Here is a 245-nt window from a genome sequence, read left to right on the forward strand (position 1 = left end):
GCGCAGAACACTTGAACACTGACGTATTGGTAATTGGCGGCGGCGGTGCAGGCGCGGCAGCGGCATTGTCTGCGACTGAAGCCGGCGCACGCGTCATCATGGCGAACAAACTGCGTATCGGCGACAGCAATACCGTGATGGCCGAAGGCGGCATTCAAGCAGCGGTCGGAGCAGAGGACAGCCTGCAACAACACTTTGACGACACCATCAAAGGCGGCCACAACGTCGGCAAAAAAGAATTGGTG

Annotated in this window: 1 protein-coding gene; it reads left to right on the forward strand. The window is 58.4% G+C overall.

Annotated elements, in window-relative coordinates:
- Positions 1–245 (forward strand): FAD-binding protein (locus ACTHS4_RS12360; protein ID WP_440366034.1); only part of this gene is annotated, 245 nt, incomplete at both ends.

Source organism: Neisseria sp. P0014.S009 (assembly GCF_051958155.1).
Taxonomy (GTDB): domain Bacteria; phylum Pseudomonadota; class Gammaproteobacteria; order Burkholderiales; family Neisseriaceae; genus Neisseria; species Neisseria flavescens_C.